Here is a 17876-nt window from a genome sequence, read left to right as displayed (position 1 = left end):
CTGAATTAGCACAGGCTGCCCTAATTTTTTGGTTACCCTATCCTTACTCCGTGCATCCCCGCTACTAAGCCCCGTCTAAGGAGCCATGACCCCGAACACAACGCCGCCGGCCGGAGTCCTCGACGGGTTCGTGCCCTTCCCCGCTGATCGCGCCGCCGCCTATCGGGCGGCCGGCTATTGGGCTGGACGGACGCTGGACACGATCCTGACCGACGCGGCTCGGCAGTGGCCCGATCGAACCGCGGTGCGCGACGCCGTGGGCGGTACCGGCTTCAGTTATGCGGACCTCGACGACCAGGCTAACCGCGCGGCCGGCGGCCTGCGGGCACTGGGTATCGCGCCGGGCGACCGGGTGCTGCTGCAGTTGCCGAACAGCTGCCAGTTCGCGGTGGCCTTGTTCGGGTTGCTGCGGGCGGGGGCGGTCCCGGTGATGTGCCTGCCGGGACACCGGGCCGCCGAGCTCGGGCATTTCGCCGCGGTCAGCGCGGCCACCGGTCTGTTGATCGCCGATACCGCGGCGGGTTTCGACTATCGCACGATGGCGCTCGGCCTCATCGAGGAACACCCAACGCTGCGGCACGTCATCGTCGACGGCGATCCGGGGCCGTTCACCTCGTGGGCGCAGTTGTGCGAGCAGGCGCCCGGCCCGCCGTCCTCGGCCGACCCGGGATCGCCTGCGCTGCTTCTGGTTTCCGGCGGGACCACGGGCACACCCAAGCTCATCCCCCGCACCCACGACGATTACGTGTTCAACGCGACGGCCAGCGCCGAACTCTGCCGGCTCACCTGCGATGACGTCTATCTGGCGGTGCTGTCGGCCGGTCACAATTTTCCCCTCGCCTGTCCCGGCCTGCTCGGCGCGATGACGGTGGGCGCCACCACCGTCTTCGGCACCGATCCCAGCCCCGAGGCGGCCTTCGCCGCCATCGACCGCCACGGCGTCACGGTCACCGCCCTGGTGCCGGCCCTGGCCAAACTGTGGGCGCAGGCCTGCGAGTGGGAACCGGTGACTCCAAAAACCTTGCGGCTCTTACAAGTCGGTGGGGCCAAGCTGGAGCCCGAGGACGCCCGCCTGGTGCGCACCGCCTTGACGCCGGGCCTGCAGCAGGTGTTCGGGATGGCCGAGGGGCTGCTGAACTACACGCGCCCCGACGATCCGCCCGAACTCACCGAGCACACGCAGGGCCGGCCGTTGTCCGCCGCCGACGAACTGCGCGTCGTCAATGCGGCCGGTGAGCCCATGCCCCCCGGCGAGGAAGGCGAATTGCTGGTCCGCGGACCCTACACGTTCAACGGCTACTTTCGCGCCGAGCGCGACAACGAGCGCTGCTTTGACGCGCAAGGTTTCTTCCGCAGCGGTGACCTGGTCCGGATCACCGACGACGGCTACGTCGTGGTCACCGGCCGCGTCAAAGACGTCATCTGCCGCGGCGGCGAAACCATCTCCGCGGCGGACCTCGAGGAGCAGATGCACAGCCACCCGGCGATCTTCTCGGCGGCCGCGGTGGCGCTCCCCGACCCTTATCTGGGCGAGAAGATCTGTGCAGCAATCGTTTTCAACGGCCCTGAGCTATCGCTCGCGGAGCTTAACGGCTACCTCGACGGGCGTGGCGTGGCCGCGCACGCGCGTCCCGACGTCTTGGTTCCGATGACCACGCTGCCCACCACGCCGATCGGCAAGATCGACAAAAAGGCGATCGCCGGCCAGATTTCGGCGCGCTAGCACCACGCCGTGCGTATGGTAGCCGCGATCACTAGTTGGTTTGCAAGGGCGCTGGGTTCACCGAGTGGATGGACGAAAAATGAACCAAATCCGTGCCTAGGCCCCACACTCGGCGCGGCCCTGTCCGCCTCAGGGCCACCTACCCGCGATCACCCATCGCCGCGTAAAGCTTCGCCAGCAATTCCGCCGTGGTCGCGAAGTCCATGCAGGCGTCGGTGACGGATTGGCCGTATGTCAGTTCGCCGCTGAGCGATTGGGCGCCGGCCACCAAAAAGCTCTCCAGCATCAGGCCGGCGATGCCGCGCTCGCCCGCCGCGATGCGCGCGCTCACCTCGGCGGCGACCTCGGCCTGTCGCACGTGGTCTTTGGCGGAGTTGGCGTGTGAGCAGTCGATCATGACCAGCTCGGACAGCCCGACATTGCGCAGCCGTTCGATGGCCGTGACCACCGAAGCCGCATCGTAATTCGGGCCGGCGGTACCGCCCCGCAGGATCACGTGGCAGTCGGGATTGCCCATGGTCTCGACGACGGCCGCGCGGCCCACGTCGTCGGTCCCGAAGAAATGGTGGGGCGCCGCCGCAGCTTTGACGCCGTCGATGGCGACTTGGATGTTGCCATCGGTGCCGTTCTTGAATCCGATCGGCATCGACAGCCCCGATGCCAACTGGCGGTGCACCTGCGACTCGGTGGTCCGCGCGCCGATGGCGCCCCAGGCGACGGCGTCGGCGATGTACTGCGGGCTGGTGGGCTCCAAGAATTCGCAGCCCACCGGGAGGCCGACGTCGATGATGTCGAGCAACAACCCTCGTGCGGTGCGGATCCCACGTTCCACGTCGAAGCTGCCGTCCATGGCGGGGTCGTTGATGAGCCCCTTCCACCCGACGGTGGTGCGCGGCTTTTCGAAGTAGACCCGCATCACGATCTTCAGCCGTTCGGCGTACCGGGCCGCAAGCGGGGCGAGCCTGTGTGCGTAGTCGAGCGCGGCGGCCGGATCGTGCACCGAGCACGGGCCGACCACGAGTAGCAGGCGGTCGTCGTGGCCGGCCAGGATCGCCGACACCTCGTCGCGGTCGCGCTGGACGGCCTCGGCGCGCGCGGGTGTCAGTGGCAGTTCGGTGCGAATCGCGGCCGGAGCCGAGAGTTCTCGGAACGAGACGATCCGATGGTCGGACGTGTCGACAGCTGTGGTGACGTCGGTGAGGGACATGGTGGGTGTGTCTTTCTGTGTTGGCTGCCAGGGCACGCCCGCTGGTTCCCGATGCCCTGAAAAGCGAAAAGCAGCGACCGTGTGGTCACTGCTGGGCTCCGGGTCTCAGTCGTGCGGGTGCGTCAACCAGACGCCTCATCGCCGGCTCCGCCCGGAGCCTCGATAAAGCGCCAATACGCGCGCACGCCGATGTTCACGACGGCGAACATACCACGTGGGGCTCGACCACTTGACAGCCCGTTACGGCATCCGAGGGCAACAGACAGGCGTGAAGCCATGTGCGACCGCAAAGCCGTTGTCACCGAGCCTAATCCAGATCGAGTGCGGCGATCTGGTCGAGAAAAGCCCGTGCGGGCGCCGACGCACTCGCGGACACCGCGATGCCCAGACGCCGTTCGGTCAGGGGCAACAGCGGCCGCACTACGACACCGGGCAGCTCGGGGAGGCCGGCGCTGGGCAGGATGCTCACGCCCAACCCGGCTCGCACGATTTCGAGCGTCGCCCCGATCTCGCGGGCTTCGAAGGCCAGGTCGAATTCGATGCCCTGCCGCCGCGCAATCGGCATGAACACATCGGCGCAGCCGCCGGTGCCGCGAACAAAAGGCTCCTTGGCCAGGTCGGCGTAGGTGACGATGTCCTTGGCCGCCAGCCGGCTGTCGGCCGGCACCACCGCGACCATTTCTTGCACGCCGAGTACCGCCGCGTCGAGGCCCTTGCTCGGCAAGCTGACCACACCGGCTTCGGCTGCGCCTTGGTCGAGCCAGTCCAAGATTTCTTCCTTGCTCCCCTCCAGCAGCCGAATGGTGACGGCCGGATGCCGCCGGGCGAAGGTCCTTAGTTGCGGCGCGATGAGCGTGGCGGTCGCTGTCGGCAGACTGGCCAGACTCAGCGTCCCGGTGATGTCGCCCGCCAATCCGGCGACTTCGGTGCGCATCAACGTCAACTGCCGCACCGCTTCCCGCGCATGTGTCAGCGCAACGGCTCCGGCTTCGGTCAACGCGAGGCCATCCCGGCGGCGCATGAACAGCGGCAACCCCAATTCTTTTTCGAGGGTGGCGATCGTGCGGCTGACGGCCGGCTGCGAGAGCCCCAGCCGTCGGCTCGCCGCCGTGAAGCCGCCCTGGTCGACCACCGCAATAAACGTCTTGAGCTGCGACAACGTCGTCATCCGTCCTCCATAAGGCCAAAGTCATCAGCCATATCAACAACGTTATGTCTGATTGGCTTTCCAAAATGTTTAAGTAATCATCGGAATACGTGCCAAGGAGGACACCATGACCGCAAAGCGAGTGCTGATCACCGGGGCGTCGAAGGGAATCGGCCGGGCCGTCGCCGACCGTCTCGCGGTGTCGGGCGACATGCCGGTTGGCCTCGCGCGCGCCAGGCCGGACGACTTCCCGGGTGAGTTCTACGCGGTGGACCTCACCGACCGCGCCGCCACCGACGCGGTACTCGAGCGAGCCCTGCGGGATGGGCGCGTCGACGCCGTGGTCAACAACGTCGGCGTCGCGCGGTTCGGCCGGATCGGTTCGATCGAGTTGGATGACCTGTTCACCACCTACGACCTGAACGTGCGCACCGCGGTGCAGGTCGTGCAAGCGGTGCTGCCCGGGATGCTGTCGGCCGGGTGGGGCCGCATCGTCAATGTCACGAGCATGACGACACTGGGCACCGCGGAGCGCACGCCCTACGCCGCCACCAAAGGGGCGCTGGAAGCGTGCACGCGGATCTGGGCGGGAGAGCTCGCGCAGTCCGGCATCACGGTCAACGCGGTGGCGCCCGGGCCGATCGAAACCGAGATGTACCGCGAGCTCAGTCCGGCCGGATCCGAGCGCGAAGCGCGTCTCCTGCAAACCATTCCGCTGCGCCGGCTTGGCGCACCGCGCGAGATCGCGCACGCCATCTGCGCATTGCTGGACGAGGACGCCGGCTATATCACCGGTCAGATCATTCGCGCCGATGGCGGCGGCAGCATTGCCGCGTGACGATGCCGGGGCACCAAGGCTTTCGCTGCGAAGGAGAATCCCATGAGCCACAACGTGTTACAGAATGTCATCGCACCCGAGGAGATCGTCTGGCACGAGACCGGTCTGGGACCGAGTTTCTGGGTCAGTGACGAGCTGGCCGGCGATAACTACTCCACACGTTTCAGTGCGCAGTTGACGAAGTTCGGCCCCGGCGGGGGATCCTCGCCGCATCATCACGATTACAACCATGCTTTCTGTTTCCTGCGCGGGGCCGGCCTCGTTCAGCTGGGCGAGCATTGCTGGGAGACCAAGGCGGGCACCTTCGTCAAGGTGCCCGCCTACGTCGTGCACAGTCTGAAAAACGTCGGTTCTGACGAACTCGTTTTCCTGGTCATCTACGACCCGCCGCACGTGGCGACAGATTAGCCAATCGCGTTGGTGCGCAACGCGCTAAGGAGTCTGTCCATCACCACGCCGGCGTCCGCCCGCGCCTGGTGGTAATCGTCCGCACGCGCGATGTAGAGCGTCGCTTCGCGCAGCGCCCCCATGATCGTCAGGGCCGTCGCCTCGATCGGCTGGCGCGGGATGCTGCCCGACTCAATGGCCTCGGTCAGCAGCGCCGTGACGAATCCGATGTTGTACCGGTGCCCGATGGCGCTCCAGCGTTCCCATCCCAGCACCGCCAGCGCCTCGAGCAAAACGATGCGTTGAATCTCGGGATCGGCGCACGCGTCCAACCACAGGGCGGCGCACAGCCGCATGATCTCGACGGGATCGCCGTGCCCCGCCGCCGCGACGGCGTCTCCCATTCGGGCGGCCATCTCCCCCTCCACCTGCTCGAACACCGCCGCGAATAGCTCTGTCTTGTCGGCGAAATGGTGATACAGGGCGCCGCGGGTCACCCCCGCGTTGCGAACGATCGTTTCCAGGGATGCGTCGGCAAACCCCAACGACGCAAACAACGGCCGGGCGGCAGCGACCAGCGCTTCACGCGTGCCGGCCGCGCGCTCTGCCTGTGTGCGACGACCGCCCTTCGCCATCAATCCCCGCCTCTCACGTGTGCATTCTCATACATACCGCGCGGAGGTCGTGGGATGTCCCGCCCGACGGCGTAGCGTCGAGGTCCGCGGTGGACTCAAAACACCCTGAGCCGGCGAATCACGTTCAGAGTCGATGGATCCCCTTCGGCTTGAACGCCCAAGCTTTCCCAGGTACCGCGCTGGGTAACCCACCGCACGAAAGCTTGCGAATCAGACGTGATGTGCGAGGCGACATCGTCGTGGTCGCCGATGCGGAGGATCCGAGCGCACAGGCCGTCGAGGCGAAGCTCCACGCCTGTCTGTAACTCGTTGAGCAGACTCGTGTTCTGCTGCGGCAGGGCCGCTTCGATCCAATCGAGGGTGGGCGCGAGCCGTAGCTGGTCGACGGGCGGCGGTGCACCTTGCAGCGGCCCACCCGGAGAAAAAAGGTCGTACCGGATGTGGACGAAGGCTTCGAAGACGAAGGTTGTCGGCACGACCGACGCCGGATAGGTGCCGACATCGCCTATCGGAATGTCGACGTCCTGACCTTCGATGGCGGCGAGCACCTCTAGACCCCGCGCGCTCACCGATTCGTAATCGGCCACGACCTCTTGGGGGGTCATCGAGCGTCGCGACTCGACATAGATGTCCGCCGCGCGCTCGGCCGGCAAATCGCCGGGATCGGGCAGGGCCGATGGGTCGACCGCCAACCAGAAGCTGCACGCCATATGGGACACGAGATCCTGCACCGACCAACCCGAACACCCACTGTCCTTGGCCCACATCGAATCCGGCATCTGCGAGCAAAGCTCCAAAACGGTCCTACGTTCTTCCGCTATGGCCTCGAGCACGGCACTCATGATCCCACCTCCACATACATACAGTATGTATTAACATACACACGGTATGTATGTGGTTCAAGGGGAACATCGAAGTTGGTATCGACCGGCCAAAGACGTCGGCCTTCCCGCATTCGTAGGGGGCCGCCCGTGTCAGATTGAGCCGGCGTGTGCGGCGACCAAAGCCGCTGTCGCGCGGCGTGATCGGCGTACTGGCAGCCCGAATCCGACCATCGCATCGAGGATGGCCTGGCTTCGGCGGGTGATCACATGGTCGTCCACGGGCGCCGGGCGCGGGATCTGGGCGGCCACCCCGATGATCGCCGACCCCACGATGTGCCACATCGCCGTGACCGCGACGGCGCCGTTGCTGATTGCGTGCACGGAGTCGAACAGCCGCGACAGGCTCCGGTGGCAGCGATGCGCCACCCAAATCGCCAGTGCCGCTTCGTTCGGCAGCGTGAGCACGCCCTCTCGGCGCGGGCGCCGCCCGAAGGCATCGCCACTGCGCGCGGCCGCGCAGGGATCGTCGGGCAGCACGCGCAGCGTGGGGTCCACCACCGCGGCCCAATCGATTGCACCGTCGCGATCGCGGTGCAGCCAGAGATTCTCCAGGCCGACGTCCCAGGCTCTTCCTTCCAGCAGCACCAGCGGCAGCATCCGACCGATGATCTCGTGGATGAAGCTGGCCACCAGTTGCCGCGCGGCGGCGTGGGGACCGATGTTTTTCGCCGCATCGTCGAACATCGCCCGCAGCAACGCGTCGGTCCGCTGTGAATCGAGAGGCCACCAGCGCTGCCGCGAGACATCGTCGAGCACGGCGATGCCATACACCAAGGGACCCCCGGGAAAGAGTGCACGCAGGCGACGGCTGGACTCATGCACCGGAAGCTCCCGGCGGATGTCCATCCCCGATACCAGCGGATGGTGAATCGCGGTGCGCATGTGAGCAACCTCCATGTCAGTTAGGTTAGGCTACCCTATGCTAGGCCTGGGTCGGGCGGTGCTCCCGCCCGGTCGGCGACACAGGTCCGCGCACACAGAGGAAGCGACCATGACCGCCCAACCGAAGTTTTCACTGATCGTGGGCTACGGCACCGACATGGGTAACGCCGAAGACGCGGCCATGTCGTTCGCCGAGGCCGTCCAGGAAGCCATGGGCATCGAATCGGAAGCGGTGGAACTCAACCAGGTCGAAATCGCCGACCTGCAATCGGCGAGCCATTTCATCGTGGTCACCTCGACGTTCGGCGACGGCGAGTTCCCCGACAGCGCCGCGTTGTTCTGGGAGGCGATCAGCGCCGAAAGCGCCGACCGGCTCGACCATTTGAAGTTCGCCGTGCTGGCGCTCGGCGACAGCAGTTACGAACTGTTCTGCAATGCCGGCCGGCTCCTCGACGAGCGCCTGCAAGCGCTGGGAGCGGTCAGGCTGACCGCGCGTGTCGATGTGGACGGCGCCTACCAGCAACTCGCGACGGCGTGGACGGGCGACCTGGTCAAGCTGCTGGCCGCCGACCGCGCTCATGCGGGACCGCGTGTCGCGACGGTTGCCAAGGAGGCAACGGCCGCTCCTCCCCCGCCGAGCCGGGATCACCATCAACGTTTCGAGGCACCGATAGTCGTGAACCGGCTGCTCAGCGCGCCGGGTTCGGAGAAGGAGGTTCGTCACTACGAGTTGGACCTCACCGGCGCCGGAATCGCCTACAGCGCCGGCGATTCGATCGCGGTGCATGTCGCCAACGACCCCGACTTGGTCGACGCAGTGCTCGCCGAACTCGATGCGGGCCCCGACCATGCGGTGGCCGGCTACGACGAGCCGCTCGGCGTCCTGCTGACCCACCACCTGGATATTCGGGCTCCGTCGCGGGCGCTGCGGGCGCTGGTGGCATCCCGCGCCGGGGATGCCGACGCGGTCGCCGCCCTCGCCGGTGACGGAACCGCGAAGCCCGGCACGTGGTTGTACGGCAGGGACGTGCTCGACCTGATCAGGCTGGGCGAGCTGAGTGTGGACGAACTCGTGGACACCTTGCGTCCCTTGCAATTCCGTGACTATTCGATCGCGTCGAGCCCGGTGGTCCATCCCGATCGCGCGCATTTGACGGTGGCGACGGTGCGGTACACCGCCCGTGGGCGCCGGTATGGCGGGGTGGCCTCGACCTTCCTGGCCGACCGCAGCGAGACGGCACGCGTGCACCTGCGACCGAATCACACCTTCCGCCTGCCCGGCGCTGACGTCCCGATCATCATGGTCGGTCCGGGGACCGGCATTGCGCCGTTCCGCGGCTTTCTGCAGGAACGGCAGGCGGCCGGGGCGCCGGGTCGGGCGTGGCTGTTCTTCGGCGCGCGGAATCGGGCGCTGGACTTCCTCTACGCCGACGAGCTGCACGGCTTCCGGGAATCGGGCGTGCTCACGCGACTCGACCTGGCGTTCTCCCGCGACGGAAACAAGGATGCCACGAAACAGTATGTGCAGCATCGCATGTGGGAGAACGCCGCGGAAATCTTCGGCTGGCTCGAAGAGGGTGCGCACGTGTACGTGTGTGGCGACGCCGAGCGAATGGCCAAGGACGTCGACGAGGCGTTGCGAGCGCTGGTGGCCCACGCCGGCGCGATGGAGGCCGAGGCCGCCCACGCCTATGTCAACGAGCTGATCAAGAATCACCGGTACGTGCGCGACGTCTACTGACGGCCGGTGTTCACTGACTCACGGCGGTGGGATATTCCGGGCGCCAACGCACCTCGGCGATACGGTCGGCGAGCTCCGCGTCGCCGCGCGTCGGGGCGACGCCGTCCACCACGGCCTGCATGGCGACCGCGTGCGCGATGCGGACGGCGACATCGGGCACGTCCGACCACGCGGGCAGCAACGGCCGGTCGGGGTCCGCGAGGGCGGGCGACGCCTCGCCCAACGTCTCCGCGGCGACGCGCATCATCTCGTCGGTCACCCGGGTCGCCTGGGCAGCTGTGACGGCCAAACCCATCGCGGGGAAAATATAGACGTTATTGCATTGGGCGACAGGGCGTTCCACCCCGTCGCGGCGCAGCGGCGCGAACGGCGATCCGGTGGCGATCAGGGCACGCCCGTCGGTCCACCGATCCAACTCCGCCGGGTGCGCCTCGGCCCGGCTCGTCGGGTTGGACAGCGGGAAGATGATCGGTCGGTCAGTCTTGCCCGCGAGTTCCCGCACGATCGCTTCGGTGAACGCGCCCGCGGCGGTGGACAAGCCGAGCAGCACGCCGACGTCGACACGGTGGACGACATCGGCGAGCCGGGCGCGCCCGGACACGCCCCAGCCCGCCACCCGGGCGGCCGGCTGGGCAAACCCGCGCTGCGCGGCGGACAGATCGGTGCGGTCATCGGTGAGGAGCCCTTCCACGTCGACGACCCAGATGCGCTCCGAGGCAGCGCCTTCGGACAATCCCTCGTTCACCATTTGGCGGCGAATCATGTCGAGCACACCGATGCCGGCCGAGCCGGCGCCGAGCATGACAACCTGTTGCTGCGACAGGGGGCGTCCCGCGACCTTGGCGGCACCGTGCAGCGCCCCAACGGTGACGGCGGCGGTCCCCTGGATGTCGTCATTGAAGGTAAGGAGTTCGTCGCGGTAGCGAGCGAGGATCGGCTGCGCATGTGTGGACGCGAAGTCCTCCCACTGCAGCAGCACATGGGGTAGCTGCTTGCGTACCGCGGCGACGAACTTGTCGATGAACGCGTAGTAATCGTCGTCGTCGACGCGTCGGTGCCGCCATCCCAGGTACCGAGGGTCATCAAGCAGTTCGCTGTTGTCGGTTCCCACATCGAGCACGATCGGCAGTGTGCGAGCGGGGTCGATGCCGCCAATGAGGGTGTAGAGGGACAGCTTTCCGATCGGGATGCCTATGCCGCCGATGCCCTGATCGCCCAGGCCGAGGATCCGCTGCCCGTCGGTCACCACGATCACGTCGACCTCGCGCTGGGGCCGATTGTTGAGCACCTCGTCCAGGCACTCCCCCTCGGCGTAGGACACGAATAATCCCCGCGGCCGGCGGTAGATCTCGCTGAAACGCTGACAGGCCTCCCCCACCGTGGGCGTGTAGACGATCGGCAGAGCCTCGGGGATGTGGTCGAGCAAAACCCGGTAGAACAACGTCTCGTTGCGGTCCTGCAACGCCCGCAGGTAGATGTGTTTGTCGAGATCGTCGCGGCGCGTGGAGAATTCGTGCCAGCAGTGCTCGGCCTGTTGCTCGAGGGTCTTGACCGTCGTCGGCAGCAGACCCATCAGGCCCAATCGCCGTCGCTCGTCCTCGGTGAAGGCGGTGCCCTTGGTGGTCAGGGCATCGAACAACCTGGCCGGCCCCCGGAGCTCATCGGGCATCGTCAACGTCCCTTCTGTACGAATCTCGCGGGAGGGGAACGAGGGAGTGTCCGAACCATCATCGATGATCCCGGGCTGTTTGTCTGCGCGTAACCCGGCGCCAAAGCCGTCAAAGTGTCAGTGCGCTGCCAAAACGACCTGGGCCTGGGCTCGTCGAATGCCTTGAGGGGCATAGGGGAACGATGCGTTCTCAGATGTGAGGAAGCCCGCGACGCCCCCTATTGACCGGATTCCCAGTTGGCCGCAGTTTGCTGCCGGAGTCGGGAATCGGCCCGAATCCCATGCGAGGCTTCGCATCAACGGGAGCATGTGATGCAGCGCCGCGGAACTTATGCGGATCGTGTGATTGTTTGCCCGACTCACCGGTGCAAGAAAGGTTTTGCTGACACTATTCCAATACGGCCATACATCACGATATGGTAACCGAAGCGCCGTTTCGGCAGGCCCAGCATCGTCTCGGGTGGCCTCGCCGAGACAGCGCCGCTCTGTGGGTGGGAATCGACAGATTGGGTCATCGCGTCGAGAGAAATGCTTGTTCGGCCAACGGTTCTGTGTTAACCGCGCGATTTAATTCGGCTCCCTGTCGTTGACTACCTCACACGGGCACACCATGGGTTGTCAGAAGTTCCTGAGAGATTGCTCGGGCCCGAGAGGGGAATTCTATGATTGCGCCGCGGGTGCGCCGGCGGGTCATGACTTTGCGCCGCTTGACAACATGCGGGTCGCCAACTCACATCACGGTGAACTTATTCCCTCGCGCGCATTGGTCGACGCATCCGGCGGTGCGGCGATCGGGAGGCCCGCGTAACGGGGCTCCTCGGGTCCTCAACTTGTTCAGCAACTCATGCGCTGTGCCATTAAGGTCATCCGAACTGGCGTCACCGGCTGACGGACGAAAGGTAGCGCATGTTCTTGGGAACGGTTGAGGACTGGACGGCCGAGGGCACCGTCGTATCCTGGTACCCCACCGCGACCACCTACCGGCGTGTTGCCGAAGCGCAATACCATCCGGCGCCGGTGAGTTATCAGCAGTCGCAGCATCTTCGATACTACCGACGCCAGGTCAGCCGGGGTCGTGATATCCCACGGTTGTGCATTGGGGCCTGGGAAATCAGCGGTGTCTGTGATATCGATGCGATGACCTACGCGGTGAATGCGCACCTGCGGCGGCACGACACCTACCACGACCGGTTCGCCTTCGGTGACGACGACGAGGTCCTTCGCTACGTCATTGCCGAGCCGGAGGTCATCACTTTGGCGCCAACGGATCTCGGAAAGATGGGACCGCCGCAGATCCGCAAACTCCTGCTCGACACGCCCGATCCCCTGCAATGGGACTGCTTCACCTTCGGCGTCATCCAGGGTGATGACCGGTTCACGGTCCTGATCGCCGTCGACCACCTGCGCGCCGACGGTATGTCGGCCGGGGTGATCTTCCTCGACATCCAGACGATGTACTTCAGCGCGTTGCAGCAGGCACAGTGTCCGCTGGCACCCGCCGCCAGCCATCGCGAATACAGCGCGAATCAGCATGCGTACACCAGGGGCCTGACCGAAGAGTCACCCGAGATCCGTTCGTGGCGAGCCTTTCTCGCGGCGAACAACGGGGCGCTGCCGAAATTTCCGCTGGAACTTGGCGAGGCGGCCGCCGATACCCCGGGGGCCATCGACGTGTTCGACCTGATCGATGACGACCAGGGACGGCGGTTCGAAGCGGCGTGCCGCGCCGCGGGCGCGCGTTTCAGCGGTGGCGTGTTCGCCTGCGCCGCCCTGACCGAGCACCGGTTGACGGGCGCCGCAACGTATTTCGGCCTCACCCCATTCGACAACCGGCGGGATCCCGCCCACGCCACCGCGGTCGGATGGTTGGCCAGTTTTGTCCCGTTGGCAATTCCGACCGCCGGCGCTTCGTTCGACGAGGTCGTCAGCGCCGCCCAGGCATCGTTCGATGCAAACACGGCCCTGGGTGCCGTGCCGTACTACCACTTGCTCGAGTCGCCGGACGGATCGTCAGGCCCCATCGAGGTTCCGGACCGTCCGGTCCCGATGCTGTCGTACATCGATATTCGCAAGTTGCCGTTCGGCGACTACTTCGACGGTCTGCGTGCCGGGGTGTGGGGCGACAACAGGCTGTCGGAGACGGTGTGCATGTGGGTCAATCGCATGCACGACAAAACGCAGCTGGTGGTCGCTTACCCCGGCACCGACGTCGCGCGTAGGTCGGTCTCCCGCTACGTCGAGACGATGCGCGCCGAGTTCACCCGGGTGGCCGACGCCGGGCTGAACACCGATGCGTGACGCGGAATTGTCTCCGCCGACCGAGGTCTCGGCATGAGTGCCTTGGCGGCACTCACCTTGCGCACACTATCCGGCTCCCGGCGCGATGCCGACCTGCTGTTCGCGGCGCTGGCGCCCGTGGGCTGCTTCCTGGGATTCACCTTGGTGTTGGGCAGCCTGATCCATCCCGGCTCGATGACCTATCCGCAATATGTCCTCCCGGTGGTCATCGTGCAGGCGATGCTGTTCGGGGCGATGACGACCGCGGACCGTGCCGCACGAGACCGGCTCTCCGGCTTCGGGTCTCGTCTCAAGACTTTGCCGGTTCCCGCGGCGGTGCCGCTGGCCGCGCGGATGCTCTATTGCTTGATACGCTCGGTCGTCGCGCTCGTCGCCGCTGTCGCCGTCGGGTGGTCGTTCGGCTTCCGGATGGCCGGCGGTCCGGGCGACACGGGCCTGTTCGTGATCATCGTCGTGGCGTTCGCGATGGCGGTGTGCCTCGGCGCCGACGCCCTCGGCTCGCGGGTCGGCTCCGTCGAATCGTCGAGCCAATTGCTGCTGCTGCCCCAGCTGGTGCTGGTCCTGTTGTCCACGGGTATCGCTCCCGCGGAGTCGTTTCCGGCATGGCTGGGCCCGTTCGTCCGTCACCAACCGGTCTCCCGGGTCACCGACACGTTGCGCGGACTCGCCGCCGGTCACGCAACGGGTAGGGATCTGGCGGCGGCATCGGCGTGGTGCCTGGGGCTGCTGGCGTTGTTCGGTGTTTTGGCGGTGCGGATGCAGCGACGCGTCGGCGGCGGACGCCCCCGCGCGCCCCGCACGGTCCGGATCCCGTCTCAGGGCGCTCGGCAGGCGCGGGATGCGTCCGCGCGGCCGTCGCGGGGGGCGGTGGCTACCCGTGCGACGCAACGGGTTTCGTATGCACCGTCACTGACGGCCTTCGTCAGCCACAGCGCTTCGGAGGCCGGCCGGCTCCTGCGCCGCTGGCGGCGCGACCCGATCGTCGCGGTGCAGGCCCTGTTGTTCCCGGCCTTCCTCCTCATCGTCTACAAATTGCTGATCGGCAAAGCCGTTCTGGCCGTCACCGGACACGACAGCCTGTACGGGCTGGTTCCAATGTGTGCGGTGGTGGGCGCCGTGTTCGGAACCCTTGGTGCCGGTTTGGCTTTGCCGGCGGAACGAGAGTCGGGCGTACTGACGAGGTTGTGGGTGCAGCCGGTGCATCGGGCCAGCACGGTGGCGGGCCGGCTGGTCGCCGAGGCCGCCCGCACCACCGCGTCCGCCGTTGTGCTCACCATCTTCGGTGTCGCCCTGGGGCTGCGATTCAGCTACGGCTGGATCGCGGCGCTGGCCTTTGTGCTGGTGCCCGTGGCGATTTCGGCCGGGATGGCGACGTTGGTGATCGCGATCGCCGCCCGCGCGGACGGCAAAGCCATGGTGACCTGGCTGGGTGCGGGATGCGTGCTGCTGCTGTTCCTCAACACCGGTGTCGCGCCCGCCGGGGTCTTTCCAGGCTGGCTGCAACCGGTGGTCCGTTTTTCGCCCATTTCGCCGACGATCGAGGCGATGCGCGCGCTCGCAGAGGGCGGGCCGGTGCTCTCGCCGCTGTGGCAGGCCGCCCTGTGGGCCGGCGTCCTGGTCGCGGTGTTCGCGCCGGTGGCGGTGCGCGGATATCGCGCCGCGGCCGAGGCGGGGTGCTAGTGACGAGGCTGGCACTGTTGGACCAGGCCGCGTTTCTGCGGCTGCGCGCCACCGGTCAAGGGAGCACGGTGCAATGCACATGGGTCTATGACCGCGCCGTCGATATCGACGAATTGCGGTCCTTCAGAGACAGTCTCGGTGCCGGTCTGCTCGGGCGCCGGATCGAGCGTTCGCCGCTGCCGTTCGGGCGCCATCGCTGGGTGGCCGACAGCCGCTCACCGGACATCGCGTGCGAACCGCCGCGCCCACGGAGCGAGATCGGCGCGTGGATCGAAAGGCGCGCGCGGGTGCGCGTCGACCCCGAGCACGGGCCGACATTTCACCTCGGCGTGCTGCCGTTGGACGACGGTGGGGCGGCGGTCACCCTGGTGGCGTCACACTGCGTTGTCGACGGCCTCGCGATGGCAGCGGCCGTCACCGAAGCGGTCAAGGGAGAACCGCTCAATCGCGGCTACCCACAGCCGAATTCGCGTGGCCGGTGGCGCGCGATTCGTGAGGACCTGTCCCACGCCGTTCTCAGCCTGCCGGCGGCCGTCCGGGCGCTGATCGCGACGCTGGCGATACTGGCCAAGGCCTCGGCGGATCGACAGGCTCGGCCGCAAACGCGCGCACCTCGGGCGTCCGGCCCAATGGGACAGCGCCAGAACGGATTCGGGTCGGTGACGATTCAAACCGATGCCGCGGCATGGGAGGCACGTGCGCGCAGCCTCGGCGGGAGCAGCAACACGCTGTGCGTCGCGTTCGCCGCTCGCCTGGCGCACCGGATGGGCAGGGTGCTCCCCGGCGAAAACTCCGTGACGGTGGTGCTTCCGGTCAGCGATCGCACCGCCGATGACGACCGCGCCAACGCGCTGACCTCGATCACGCTCACCGTCGACGCCCACACCGTGGCTGGCGACTTGAGCGGCGTGCGTGCGGATGTCAAAGAGCTGTTGGCGTCTTTGGCTCGCCAACCCAACGAGATGCTCGCCGGATTGCCACTCATTCCGTTCACGCCACGATGGCTGGTCCGTCGCGCCGAAGGCATCGCCATGTCGGCCGGCCAGCTGCCGGTGGGCTGCTCAAACCTCGGCAGCCTCGATGCCGCCGTCGGCCGCATCGACGGTGCGGACGCCACCGAGTTCTCGATGCGGCTGGCCGAGCAGGGCATCACCCGGTCGCGCATCGAGCAAACACACGGCCAATTGTTCTGCGGCACAGGAACGGTCAACGGCAGCCGGTTTCTCACCATCGTCGGCTACCACAGCGCCGCCCACCCCATCACCGCGGCCACGAGCGAGCTCGCATGCGACGCGCTGGCCGACCTGCGTTTGTCCGCCACCACGGTCTATGGGGACGGGTCGTGACGGTGGAGGACCTCGCCCTCGAGGCCGATCAACGCGCGCGTCGCATTCACGTGGGTGTCGCCGTCGCGATCGCGGCGTGGGCGGCGGCCGTGCTGTGGTTCGCGATCAAGGTCGTTCCCCTCGACGTGTACTGGATGTCGTATTACACGGCCGACTACACGCATGGCTTCGTCCGCCGCGGGCTCGCCGGTGAACTGGTCCGGCTGGCCCCGAACCACTACTTCGCGGCCACGCTCGGTCTGCGCTGGCTGTCCACGCTGGTCTATTTGGGCGGGCTGGCAACGGTTGCCGGTGTGGTGGTCTCGGGTCGCCATCGGTCTGAACGCAGACTGATGCTCGCGGCGGTGTTGCCGCTGTTGCCATTCGGTGTCCCGTTCGCGGCGTTCTCGGCTCGGCCGGACCTGTTCGGTGGGGCGGCCCTCGCGGCGTTCAGCTCGGCGTTGGCGCTCACACGATCCCGGCCCGTCGCGACTGTATGGTGCGCCGCCTACGGCGCCGTCATCGCCGCCTTGACGCTGGTGCACGAGGCGGTAGGGCTGCAGTTCGCATTGGGGGCATTCCTGGCAATCATCGTCCTCGGCGGGGCCCTGGAAACCACCTGGCGCCGTGGCATGCTCCTGGCCGTGCTGCCGGGAGTCCTCACCACGGCTGCCGTGGCGGCGTTCGGTCGCCACGACATCGCCCCTCAACTGTGCGCGGCGGTGCCACATCACCCGGTGCCCAACCCCTTTGCCACGGTCACATCGCCCGCGACGCTGATGCACTACGTGCTTGCGGGACAACCGAGCCAAACCGATTATCACGACTGGGTGTGCCGCAATGTGATGCCCAACTACGCCAACGGAATCGCGGACGCAATCCGAACCGTCGGCCACATCGGCGCACTCGGCCTCACCGTCTCACTGCTCTTCGGCGCCGGTGCCGCCGCGGTGACGGTGTGGGGTCTCAGCGCCCTTTCGGGCGTCCCGCTGCGCGCGTTCGTCGACGCCTTGCGCGGGCGAACTGCCTGGGTAATCGCCGGCCTGCTGCTGGTCATCCCGGTCTTTCTGACCGGGTTCGACTGGACCCGTTGGCTGACGATCGTAGCGTTCGACTTCGCGATCGTCTTCCTCCTTTTCGCGGCGCGCAGGCCCGAGATCGATCGGCGACCTACACCAAAGACGGTGCGGCTGTTCATCCTTCTCGTCATCGCGCTGGCACTGATCCCGGTGGGCGCGGTTCCGGGTTTCGGCGGACCACGGATGGTCTGACGAGGGCGCCCGATCGGGTTTTGCTGGACGTGACGCGTTGCCTGTCGATGTATCGCGGCTGGTAGAGTGCATGGCACTGTGAATTTCGGAGTTGGACTGCTTTCACGGTGGCCGCGACGGCAACCCGCGTTGGCCATCGTTGCTGCGCTGGCGCTCGTTGCAGCTGTACTCGGTTGCGGGGCTTTGCGA

At 66.8% G+C, this 17876-nt stretch carries 14 protein-coding genes; 8 read left to right on the top strand and 6 right to left on the bottom strand.

Annotation, left to right across the window (positions count from 1 at the left end; all coding sequences use genetic code 11):
• Positions 1–85: 85 nt before the first annotated feature.
• On the top strand, positions 86–1723 hold the full coding sequence (locus P6281_RS09785; RefSeq protein ID WP_014384379.1) for a (2,3-dihydroxybenzoyl)adenylate synthase: 1638 nt from the start codon (positions 86–88) through the stop codon (positions 1721–1723).
• A gap of 139 nt (positions 1724–1862) precedes the next feature.
• Here P6281_RS09785 and P6281_RS09780 read toward each other — a convergent pair whose 3' ends face one another.
• Positions 1863–2930 carry a 3-deoxy-7-phosphoheptulonate synthase gene (locus P6281_RS09780; protein WP_202349796.1) on the bottom strand — a complete coding sequence of 356 codons (1068 nt, stop codon included), beginning with the start codon at positions 2928–2930 and terminating at the stop codon, positions 1863–1865.
• Positions 2931–3237: 307 nt separating this feature from the next.
• Positions 3238–4098 carry a LysR family transcriptional regulator gene (locus tag P6281_RS09775; protein WP_014384377.1) on the bottom strand — a complete coding sequence of 287 codons (861 nt, stop codon included), beginning with the start codon at positions 4096–4098 and terminating at the stop codon, positions 3238–3240.
• A gap of 106 nt (positions 4099–4204) precedes the next feature.
• On the opposite strand from P6281_RS09775, the gene P6281_RS09770 reads away from it, so the two are divergent.
• Entirely contained in the window at positions 4205–4915 is a 711-nt protein-coding gene (locus P6281_RS09770; protein WP_009976223.1) for an SDR family oxidoreductase, read from the top strand.
• Positions 4916–4957: 42 nt separating this feature from the next.
• Positions 4958–5323 carry a cupin domain-containing protein gene (locus P6281_RS09765; protein WP_014379789.1) on the top strand — a complete coding sequence of 122 codons (366 nt, stop codon included), beginning with the start codon at positions 4958–4960 and terminating at the stop codon, positions 5321–5323.
• Here the strand turns inward: P6281_RS09765 and P6281_RS09760 are convergent.
• From P6281_RS09760 to P6281_RS09750, 3 genes are all read right to left on the bottom strand, one after another.
• Positions 5320–5937, bottom strand: a complete 618-nt coding sequence (locus tag P6281_RS09760; RefSeq protein WP_009955693.1) for a TetR/AcrR family transcriptional regulator — start codon at positions 5935–5937, stop codon at positions 5320–5322. The two genes, P6281_RS09765 and P6281_RS09760, sit on opposite strands and share 4 nt — an antisense overlap.
• A 95-nt stretch (positions 5938–6032) precedes the next feature.
• The gene (locus tag P6281_RS09755; RefSeq protein ID WP_014384376.1) at positions 6033–6779 is read right to left on the bottom strand and encodes a maleylpyruvate isomerase family mycothiol-dependent enzyme; all 747 of its coding nucleotides are present in this window, start codon (positions 6777–6779) and stop codon (positions 6033–6035) included.
• A 132-nt stretch (positions 6780–6911) separates the two neighbouring features.
• Entirely contained in the window at positions 6912–7703 is a 792-nt protein-coding gene (locus P6281_RS09750; protein ID WP_041784912.1) for a hypothetical protein, read from the bottom strand.
• A gap of 109 nt (positions 7704–7812) precedes the next feature.
• Here P6281_RS09750 and P6281_RS09745 point away from each other — a divergent pair, with 109 nt between their 5' ends.
• On the top strand, positions 7813–9444 hold the full coding sequence (locus P6281_RS09745) for a diflavin oxidoreductase (RefSeq protein WP_014384374.1): 1632 nt from the start codon (positions 7813–7815) through the stop codon (positions 9442–9444).
• Positions 9445–9454: 10 nt separating this feature from the next.
• On the opposite strand, the gene P6281_RS09740 is transcribed toward P6281_RS09745, so the two are convergent.
• A complete protein-coding gene (locus tag P6281_RS09740; protein ID WP_041784909.1) occupies positions 9455–11113 on the bottom strand; it encodes an NAD-dependent malic enzyme in 1659 nt (552 codons plus the stop codon).
• 906 nt (positions 11114–12019) lie between these two features.
• On the opposite strand from P6281_RS09740, the gene P6281_RS09735 reads away from it, so the two are divergent.
• Genes P6281_RS09735 through P6281_RS09720 form a run of 4 tightly spaced genes read left to right on the top strand, consistent with a single transcriptional unit; the run spans position 12020 to position 17687 of the window.
• Positions 12020–13411: a condensation domain-containing protein gene (locus P6281_RS09735; protein ID WP_036455071.1), complete on the top strand. Its 1392-nt coding sequence runs from the start codon at positions 12020–12022 to the stop codon at positions 13409–13411.
• A gap of 33 nt (positions 13412–13444) precedes the next feature.
• A complete protein-coding gene (locus P6281_RS09730; protein ID WP_201408172.1) occupies positions 13445–15091 on the top strand; it encodes an ABC transporter permease in 1647 nt (548 codons plus the stop codon).
• Positions 15091–16437, top strand: a complete 1347-nt coding sequence (locus P6281_RS09725) for a hypothetical protein (protein WP_036458629.1) — start codon at positions 15091–15093, stop codon at positions 16435–16437. The genes P6281_RS09730 and P6281_RS09725 overlap by 1 nt, the downstream gene beginning before the upstream one ends.
• A complete protein-coding gene (locus tag P6281_RS09720; RefSeq protein WP_036458627.1) occupies positions 16434–17687 on the top strand; it encodes a hypothetical protein in 1254 nt (417 codons plus the stop codon). Before P6281_RS09725 ends, P6281_RS09720 begins: the two co-directional genes overlap by 4 nt.
• Positions 17688–17876 lie beyond the last annotated feature (189 nt).

It is taken from the genome of Mycobacterium sp. 5-140-3-2, from assembly GCF_035666375.1.
Lineage (GTDB): Bacteria > Actinomycetota > Actinomycetes > Mycobacteriales > Mycobacteriaceae > Mycobacterium > Mycobacterium intracellulare.
Note: the sequence above shows the minus strand (reverse complement) of the source record. Positions and strands in the feature narration are given on the sequence as shown.

Bases quoted from the DNA above. Each gene is read 5' to 3' on its own strand.
- P6281_RS09785 (WP_014384379.1), top strand. From the start codon at position 86: ATGACCCCGAACACAACGCCGCCGGCCGGAGTCCTCGACGGGTTCGTG.
- P6281_RS09780 (WP_202349796.1), bottom strand. From the start codon at position 2,930: ATGTCCCTCACCGACGTCACCACAGCTGTCGACACGTCCGACCATCGG.
- P6281_RS09775 (WP_014384377.1), bottom strand. From the start codon at position 4,098: ATGACGACGTTGTCGCAGCTCAAGACGTTTATTGCGGTGGTCGACCAG.
- P6281_RS09770 (WP_009976223.1), top strand. From the start codon at position 4,205: ATGACCGCAAAGCGAGTGCTGATCACCGGGGCGTCGAAGGGAATCGGC.
- P6281_RS09765 (WP_014379789.1), top strand. From the start codon at position 4,958: ATGAGCCACAACGTGTTACAGAATGTCATCGCACCCGAGGAGATCGTC.
- P6281_RS09760 (WP_009955693.1), bottom strand. From the start codon at position 5,937: ATGGCGAAGGGCGGTCGTCGCACACAGGCAGAGCGCGCGGCCGGCACG.
- P6281_RS09755 (WP_014384376.1), bottom strand. From the start codon at position 6,779: ATGAGTGCCGTGCTCGAGGCCATAGCGGAAGAACGTAGGACCGTTTTG.
- P6281_RS09750 (WP_041784912.1), bottom strand. From the start codon at position 7,703: ATGCGCACCGCGATTCACCATCCGCTGGTATCGGGGATGGACATCCGC.
- P6281_RS09745 (WP_014384374.1), top strand. From the start codon at position 7,813: ATGACCGCCCAACCGAAGTTTTCACTGATCGTGGGCTACGGCACCGAC.
- P6281_RS09740 (WP_041784909.1), bottom strand. From the start codon at position 11,113: ATGCCCGATGAGCTCCGGGGGCCGGCCAGGTTGTTCGATGCCCTGACC.
- P6281_RS09735 (WP_036455071.1), top strand. From the start codon at position 12,020: ATGTTCTTGGGAACGGTTGAGGACTGGACGGCCGAGGGCACCGTCGTA.
- P6281_RS09730 (WP_201408172.1), top strand. From the start codon at position 13,445: ATGAGTGCCTTGGCGGCACTCACCTTGCGCACACTATCCGGCTCCCGG.